Annotated in this window: 5 protein-coding genes; 3 read left to right on the plus strand and 2 right to left on the minus strand. The window is 70.6% G+C overall.

The annotated features are described in order from the left end of the window. Window positions 1-13: 13 nt before the first annotated feature. Window positions 14-271 carry an AMED_5909 family protein gene (locus tag CCN37_RS23175; protein ID WP_086824573.1) on the plus strand — a complete coding sequence of 86 codons (258 nt, stop codon included), beginning with the start codon at window positions 14-16 and terminating at the stop codon, window positions 269-271. Here CCN37_RS23175 and CCN37_RS23180 read toward each other — a convergent pair. Beyond that, window positions 210-6,254, minus strand: a complete 6,045-nt coding sequence (locus tag CCN37_RS23180) for a type I polyketide synthase (RefSeq protein WP_086824575.1) — start codon at window positions 6,252-6,254, stop codon at window positions 210-212. The two genes, CCN37_RS23175 and CCN37_RS23180, sit on opposite strands and share 62 nt — an antisense overlap. Before the next feature lie 199 nt (window positions 6,255-6,453). Here CCN37_RS23180 and CCN37_RS23185 point away from each other — a divergent pair, with 199 nt between their 5' ends. Further along, complete coding sequence (locus CCN37_RS23185) at window positions 6,454-7,197, plus strand: aminoglycoside phosphotransferase family protein (protein ID WP_210408169.1); 744 nt, start codon at window positions 6,454-6,456, stop codon at window positions 7,195-7,197. Window positions 7,198-7,280: 83 nt separating this feature from the next. Here CCN37_RS23185 and mihF read toward each other — a convergent pair whose 3' ends face one another. Further along, window positions 7,281-7,595, minus strand: a complete 315-nt coding sequence (gene mihF, locus CCN37_RS23190; protein WP_086824577.1) for an integration host factor, actinobacterial type — start codon at window positions 7,593-7,595, stop codon at window positions 7,281-7,283. A gap of 169 nt (window positions 7,596-7,764) precedes the next feature. Between mihF and CCN37_RS23195 the strand changes: the two genes are divergently transcribed. Continuing rightward, on the plus strand, window positions 7,765-8,331 hold the full coding sequence (locus CCN37_RS23195; RefSeq protein ID WP_086824585.1) for a dihydrofolate reductase family protein: 567 nt from the start codon (window positions 7,765-7,767) through the stop codon (window positions 8,329-8,331). The last annotated feature ends 147 nt before the right edge of the window (window positions 8,332-8,478 follow it).

Here is an 8,478-nt window from a genome sequence, read left to right on the forward strand (position 1 = left end):
GGAGGCTTCCGGGGTGCGACACAGGGACGGCTGGGCGGTGGCGATGCGGTCACGGACGTTGCGGGAGGCGCGCGAGACCTTGCTCAGGTTGCGCCCGGCCCCGCACGCCCGCCCCTCGGAGTGGCACACCTACCACCGGCAGACGGTGGAGGTGTACGCCCAGGTCGCGGAGGTCGACACCGACCACCGGCACGAGGCGCTGTACTGGGTCAGCCACGTCCGGCAGAAGCTAGCCGACGTCGAGCGGTCGCTCCCCCGGCAACGGCGCTGATCCACTTCTCGATCTCCAGCGCCGTGCCCCACGCGTAGCGCTCCATCATCGAGAAGTGATCGCCCGCCACGTCGATCACGTCGTGCGGGTGCTCCCACGCCGGGCGCCAGTCCTCACCGGTGTCCTGCGGCGGGCGCTGACCCATCGGCTCGGTCGCCCGGACCAGCAGCGTGCGCGCCCTGATGGCCGAGGGCTCCCAGGAGCCGAAGAGCGTGAGGTACCAGCCCATCGCGGTCAGCCTGGCCTCGTCCATCGTGACGAACACGCCTTCGCGCTGCGACATCGCGTCCATCAGCGGCAGCCCGAAGTGCTTGAGCACGTTGCTCTGCGGCGTGTAGGTGTCGACGAGCACGACGCCCGCGACCTCCTCGCCCATGCTCTCCAGGTGCGCCGCCGCCGCGTGGGCGAACCAGCCGCCCGCCGACGCGCCGAGCAGCACGACGGGCGCTCCGTCCGCGTCGCGCCGCACGGCTTCGGCCTGCGCCTCGATCACGGCGGCCATGCTGCTCGGCACGCGTTCACCGTTCTCGAAGCCCGGCAGCGCGAGCGCGGAGACGTCGCGGAGTCCACGGAAGTTCGTCGCGAAGCGCGCGCACTGGTGGATTCCGGCCGTGGCGATGCAGGAGGAGAAGCAGTAGAGCTTCGGCGCCTGCGGTCCCCGCGCCAGGAGCACGGGCATGGGCAGCTCGCCCAGGTCGGCCGCGCCGTCGAAACGCGGACGCAGGGCTCCGGTGGCGCGGAGGAAGTCGAAGGCCTCGGTGAACCGCCCCGCGCCCAGACTCTCGTTGTACAGCGCCGTGATCGTGTTGCCGGACGCGACGGGCGCCGCGACGACTTCCACCGGGGCCGCCGTCCCCAGCTCGCCAAGCAGGTGCTGGGCGAGTGACACCGGGTCGGCGTGGTCGAAGACCAGTGTCGCGGGCAGTCGGAGCCCGGTCGCCGTGGCCAGCCGGTTGCGCAGTTCAACGGCGCTGAGCGAGTCGAACCCGGAGTCGACGAAGGAGTGGTCAGCACTGACCGCGCTCGCGTGCCCGAGGACGGTGGCCACGTGCTCGCGCACGAGGTCGGTCACCGTGGCCAGCCGCTGTTCTTCGCTCAACGAAGCCAACTTCTGCCTCAGGTCACCGGTGTTGACGGCCGTCTTGGCCGCCGCGCGCCTCGCAGGGGCCTTCACCATGCCGCGCAGGAGCGCCGGTGATCCAATGGCGTCACGGAGGGCGGTCTTGTTGATGCGCATCGGGACGAGCAGCGCGTCGTCCATGCCGAGCGCGGCGTCGAAGAGCGCCATTCCCTGTTCGAAGGTCAGGGGCACGATGCCGGAGCGCGTCTCGTCGCTGACGTTGTCCCACAGCCCCCAGGCCAGGGACGTCGCCCGGTGCCCCTGCTCGCGCAGGTGCTGGGCGAAGGCGTCGAGGAAGGTGTTCGCGGCGGCGTAGTTGCCCTGCCCCGCGCCACCGAGCACTCCGGCTGCTGAGGAGAACAGGACGAACGCGGCGAGGTCGTGGTCCTTGGTCAGCTCGTGCAGGTTGTGCACCGCGTCGACCTTCGGGCGGAGCACCGTGTCCAGGCGTTCCGGCGTCAGCGAGCCGATGGTGCCATCGTCGAGCACTCCGGCGGTGTGCACGACCGCGCACAGTGGACGGTCGCTCGGGATGGCCGCGATCACCTTGGCCAGCGCGTCGAAGTCCGTGGTGTCGCAAGCGCTCACGGTGACCGATGCACCCAGTTCGATCAGCTCGTTGCGCAGCTCGCGGGCTCCTTCCGCTTTCACGCCGCTGCGGCTGGTCAGGACGAGGTTCCGCACGCCGTGGTTGGTGACCAGGTGCCGCGCGAGCGCTCCGCCCAGCGAGCCCGTGCCGCCGGTCACCAGCACCGTGCCGCCCGCAGGCAGCGTCCCCGGGCGCTGTTCCTTCGCTGCGACGAGCTTCGGTGTGAGCGCTTTTCCTTCCCGCACAAGCACCTGCGGCTCTGCGCTCAGCAGGAGCGCGGGCAGGGCCGAGACGTCGTCGGTGTCGATGAGCCGCACGCGCTCCGGCTCCTCCGACTGCGCGGTCCTGACCAGTCCCCACAGCGCCGACGCCGCCACGTCGGTGATTCCGCTGCCCACGGCGCCCTTTGTGACGAACACGAGCCGCGAGTCCGCGAAGCGCTGGTCCCCCAACCACTTCTGCAACAACTCCAGCGCGCGGTGCGTGACCTCGCGCGCGGTGCCGCCGCTCACGGGTGCCACGACCACGTCCAGAACCGGCATGCCCGCGAGGTCCACATAGGACTCAACGCGGAGGCCAGCCGATTGCAGCTCGTCAGCGATGCCGAGTCCGTCGTCACCGACCACCGCAACGCGCTGCGGCATTTCACCACTGGTCCGCGCCACCTGCCAGTCCACGGTGAACAGCGAATCGTGACGCTTGACTGGCGTCTCCAGCGCGCGGGTTTGCCGAAGCACCAACGCTTCCACGTCGGCGACCGGGTTGCCCACGCCGTCGGCGATCGTCAGCGCGACCGCGTCGGAGCCCGCGCTGGAGAGCTTCACGCGCAGCTCTTCAGCCCCGGAGGCGTGCAGTGACACGCCGGTCCACGCGAACGGCAGCCAGCTGTGCTCGCCGGGCTCCAACAGCTTCGTGCTCAGCGCGATCGGGTGCAGTGCGGCGTCCAGCAGTGCCGGGTGCAGGCCGTAGTTCTCCGCGTCGGCTCGCTGGCGTGGCGGCAGTGCGACCTCGGCGTACACGTCGTCACCGCTGGCCCAAGCGGCGCGGACGCCTTGGAACGCGGGGCCGTAGGCGAAACCGTTCTCCGCGAAGCGCTGGTAGAGCTGGTCAACCTCGATCTCCTCAGCCCCGGCGGGCGGCCACGCGGACAGAGTCGTCGCGCCAGGCTCGGCCAGATCGGCGGAGAGCATGCCGGTGGCGTGGCAGACGAACTCCTCGTCCTGCCGCGAGTAGATGTTCAGCTCGCGCGCGCCCGTGGCGTCCGGGCCACCAACGCTGATCCTGAGCTGCACTCCGTCCTTTGTGGACAGCGTGAGCGGCGCTTGGAGCGTCAGGTCCTCGACCTTGGAGCAGCCGACCTCGTCACCGACGCGGATCGCCAGCTCCAGGAAACCCGTCCCCGGGAACAGCACCGTCTCGCCGAGCGCGTGGTCGGCCAGCCACGGCTGCGTCTTCGTGGACAGCAGCCCGGAGAACAGCACGCCCGTGCCGTCCGGCAGTTCCATGATCGCGCCGAGCAACGGGTGCTCCGCGCCGCGCAGTCCGGCTCCGGCGACGTCACCGGTCGACTCGACGGACTCCAGCCAGAACTTCTGCCGCTGGAAGGCGTACGTCGGCAGGTCGACCGCGTACGCGCCGTCGAACACCGGCGTCCAGTCCACCGTCGCGCCGATGACGTGCGCTTCGGCGGCTGCGCGCAGGAACTGGTCGAGCCCGCCCTCGTCGCGCTTCAAGGTCCCGACGACCACCGCGTCCACCCCGACGTCGTCCACAGTGGACTGAACGGCCATCGCCAAGACGGTGTGCGGGCTGACCTCGATGAACGTGCGGTGCCCGCGCTGCAAGGCGGTTCGCGTGGCCGCGTCCATGAGCACGGTGTCGCGCAGGTTGGATACCCAGTACTCCGCGTTCAGCTTCGCCGTGTCCAGCACGTCACCGGTCACCGTCGAGATGAACGGCGTGTTCGTGGCCATCGGCCGCACCGACGCCAGATCGGCCAGCACCCCGGCCTTCAGCGGGTCCATGTGCGCCGAGTGGCCCGCGCAGTCCACAGCGACCTTCCGCGCGCGCACGCCCCGCTCCTCGGCGAGCACCCTGATCTGCTCCAGAGCCTCCAGGTCCCCAGAGATGATCACCGCCTGTGGGCCGTTCACCACCGCGACCGAGACCGCGCTCCCCCACGGGGCGATCAGGCCTTCGACAGCGTCGCGCGGCATGGTGAGCGCGAGCATCCCGCCCTGGCCGGTCACGGTCAGGATCGCCTTGCTGCGCAAAGCACAGATCCTCGCCGCGTCGGCGAGCGAGAGCGCTCCGCAGACCACGGCCGCCGCGACCTCACCCTGGGAGTGCCCGATCACCGCCGCCGGGGTGACGCCGAAGGAGCGCCACAGCTCCGCCAGCGAGACCATGATCGACCACAGCACCGGCTGGAGCACGTCCATGCGCTCCAGTGGCGGCGCACCGGGCACCCCGCGCAACACGTCGAGCACGGAGAAGTCCACGTGCTCCGAGAGCGCCGCCGCGCACTCCGCCATGCGCTCGGCGAACACCGGCGAGCCGTCCAGCAGCTCCGCCGCCATCCCCACCCACTGCGAGCCCTGGCCAGGGAAGACAAACACCGGACGGCGCGCGTCACCCCTGACCTGGCCGAAGACCGCCAGCTCGCGCAGCTGTGCCACCAGGTCCGCGCGGTCAGCTCCGACCACCACCGCCCGGTGCTCGAAGGCCGAGCGCGTCGCGGACAACGAGTACGCGATGTCCACAATGGACTCTTCTGAGGACTCCACGAAGTCCGCGATCCGCTCGGCCTGCGCGCGCAGTGCTTCTGGTGTCCGCCCAGACACCACCAGTGGCACCGCGCCGGCGTTCTCGCGCCGCTCCACGGGCACGCCTTCCGGCGCTTCTTCGAGGATGACGTGCGCGTTGGTGCCGGAGAACCCGAACGAGGAGACACCGGCTCGGCGCGGGTGCTCCGCGCGCGTCCACTCCCGGGCCTCGGTCAAGATCGAGACCTCACCGGCGGTCCAGTCGACGCTCTCCGACGGGTTCTCGGCGTGCAACGTCTTCGGCATCAGCTTGTGCCGCAGCGCCATCACCATCTTGATCACACCACCGACCCCGGCGGCGGCCTGGGTGTGGCCGATGTTGGACTTGAGCGAGCCCAGGTACAGCGGCACACCCGCCTCGCGCTGCCCATAGGTCGCCAGCAACGCTTGGGCTTCGATCGGATCGCCCAGCGCCGTGCCGGTCCCGTGCCCCTCCACGAGATCGACCTCCGCCGCGGAGATCCCCGCGTCCGCCAGCGCGGCCTCGATCACACGGCGCTGCGACGGCCCGTTCGGTGCGGTCAGGCCGCTGGAGGCACCGTCCTGGTTGAGCGCGGAGCCCTTCACCACAGCCAGCACCGGGTGCCCGTTGCGGCGCGCGTCCGAGAGGCGCTCGACCGCGAGCATGCCGACGCCCTCGCCCCACCCGGTGCCGTCAGCCTCGTCGGAGTACGCCTTGCAGCGCCCGTCCCGCGCGAGCCCGCGCTGCCGGGACAGGTCGACGAAGGCCACGGGCGTCGACATCACCATCGAGCCGCCGACCAGCGCCAGGTCGCACTCGCCGTTGCGGATCGCCTTCACCGCCATGTGCAGCGCCACCAAGGAGGACGAGCACGCCGTGTCCACGCTGACCGCCGGGCCTTCCAGCCCGAGCACGTAGGAGATGCGCCCCGACGCGACACTGCCCGAACCGCCCGCGCCCAGCGAGCCCTCCAAGTCCTTTGTGGACAGACCTGGCCGGGCCGTGTAGTCCTGGTACATCACCCCCGCGAACACCCCGGTGCGGCTGCCCTTGAGCGTGGTCGGGTCGATGCCCGCGCGTTCAAGCGCCTCCCACGCGGTCTCCAGCAGCAATCGCTGCTGCGGGTCCATCGCGATCGCCTCACGCGGGGCGATGCCGAAGAACGCGGCGTCGAAGTGGTCCACCCCGGTCACGAAGCCGCCTTCGCGGGCGTAGGTCGTCCCGGGTGTGTCCGGGTCCGGGTCGTAGAGGGCGTCGAGGTCCCAGCCGCGGTCGGCCGGGAAGCCCTCGACCGCGTCCGTGCCGGAGGCGACCAGCTCCCAGAGCTGCTCCGGGGTGCTCACCCCGCCCGGGTAGCGGCAGGCCATGCCGACGATCGCGACCGGTTCCTCCAGCGCGCCCAGCCGCTGGCGCACCCGGTGCAGGTCGGCTGTCACCCGCTTGAGGTAGTCCCTCAGTTTTTGCTCAGTACCGTTGCCATCGCTCATGTGCGCGTCTCCCTCATGAGAGCGGGGTCCGGCGCTGCGCGCGCACCGGGCCACGTCCAGTTCTCTCACCAGCGCGAACCATAGGTGAACTTTTAACAATGCACCTGCATGGCATCGCTGGGAGCTGAACTAAACCCCGGCCGGGGCGGCTAGGGGGAACCCCTAACGCCCCCTACTTGTCAACCGGGAGGATGACGGGGTGGTGGACCGAGAGATCACCGTCGACGGCGATCGAGTGCTGCGCCCGGCCGCGTGGTGGACCCCAACTGTGCACACGCTGCTGGAGCACTTGCATTCAGTCGGCTTCGACCGGGTGCCGCGACCGCTCGGCATCGAGGGTGGATGCGAAATCGTGACGATGCTGCCTGGTGACGCCGGGCGGGACGCGTGGGCGAAAGCCACTCCGGAGCACGGGCTGCGCGCCTTCGCGACGTTCCTCCGCGAGTACCACGAGGCCGTGCGCGGATTCGTCGCTCCGCCCGGCGCGGAGTGGGCGCTGCGAACCGGCGGCGCGGGACCGGGCGAGGTGATCTGCCACGGCGACTTCGGGCCGTGGAACGTGGTGTGGGAGGACTCGGCACCGGTCGGCCTGATCGACTTCGACATGGCCGGTCCCGGCGATCCGCTCAACGACGTCGCCCACGCGCTGGAGCACAGCGCGCCGTTCCGCGACGACGCGACGGCTCTCCGGTTGCAGGACTTCACCGAGCCGCCGGACCGGGCTCGCCGCATCGAGATCTTCGCCGACGCCTACGGCCTCACCAGCGCAGAAGGCTTGGTGGACAAGGTGATCGCGCGCCAGGAGGCGGCTGCGGTCAAGGTGGTGACGCTGGCCGATCGCGGTCTGCAGCCGCAGCGCACCTGGATCAAGGTCGGTGTGCTCGACGAGCTGGCGCAGCGCGTGCGGTGGACGCGGGAGAACCGCTGCCTGTTAGAGCGCTGACCGGCTTTTCCCTTGCACAACAGAAGGGGGCCGTGCCAGGCTGGCCGCGTGATCTGATGACGCGACCAGCCCGGCCCGCCCGCTCAGTCGGCCAGTTCGGCCAGCAACGAGGCGCGCTGCCGCTCCCCGAGCCCGCCGACGCGGCGGTTCTCCGGGATACCAGCGGCTTCCAGCGCCCGCGCGGCGCGCACGGCACCGATCCCCGGCAGCGCCTTGACCAGCGCCAGCACCTTGGTCTTGCGCACGACGTCGTCGGAGTCCGCCTTGGCGAGCACCTGAGGCAGCGTGAGCGAACCCTCCTTGAGCTCCTTGGTGAGGGCGCTGCGCGCCGCGCGGGCCTGCTGCGCCTTGGCGAGGGCCTGGGCCTGCTGCTCGGGGGTCATCGTCGGGAGAGGCACTGCTGACGTCCTTCCTGCCAGGAAACCCGCGCCCACCGGACGCGGATGACCGCAGCATCATCACCGCGCCCAGCCGCACCAGCACTCCGGAAGCCCGGAAACGGGCTTCCTGTCACCTAAAGGCGTGCACTTCGGCGTGGCACGCTCGACCAAGCCATTGGAGACCCCCTTGCGAAAGCTCACCTACTTCGTCGCCACCACCCTGGACGGCTTCATCAGCGGCCCGGACCACGAAATGGACTTCTTCCCGATGCAGGGCGAGCACATCACCGCCCTCGCCGAGGAGTACCCCGAAGCCGTGCCCACGCACATCCGGGGCCTGCTCGGCGTCCCCGCCGACGCGCCGAACCGGCACTTCGACACCGTCCTCATGGGACGCGGCACCTACGAACCCGGGCTCGCGCAGGGCGTCACCAGCCCGTACTCGCACCTGCGCCAGATCGTCCTCTCCACCAGCCTGTCCCCCGTGCCCGGCGTGGAAGTCCTCGCATCGGACCCCGTCGCCGTCGTCCGCGAGCTCAAGGCCGAGCCCGGCCTGGACATCTGGCTGTGCGGCGGCGGTCAGCTCGCGGGCGCGTTGCGCTCGGAGATCGACGAACTGGTGCTCAAGGTGAACCCCGTCGCGTGCGGCTCCGGCACTCCGGTGTTCGCGGCTGACTTCCGTCCGGAATCCTTTGCCCTGCAATCTGTTCGCCACTTCCCCACCGGCGTCGTCTGGCTCCACTACACCCGCTGAGGTCAGCGTTCGCCGGGCACCGGTCCGGGCGGTGGCTGCGGCGGCTTGACGATGGAGGTGGGCTCGGGGGCTCGGGCGGGGGTGGTGTTCGCCGGGCCACCGCCCGGACCGGTGCCCGGCGAACGCTGACCTCAGCGGGTGTAGTGG

It is taken from the genome of Allokutzneria sp. NRRL B-24872 (assembly GCF_002155965.1).
Classification (GTDB): domain Bacteria; phylum Actinomycetota; class Actinomycetes; order Mycobacteriales; family Pseudonocardiaceae; genus Allokutzneria.

Bases quoted from the DNA above. Each gene is read 5' to 3' on its own strand.
- CCN37_RS23180 (WP_086824575.1), bottom strand. From the start codon at position 6,254: ATGAGCGATGGCAACGGTACTGAGCAAAAACTGAGGGACTACCTCAAG.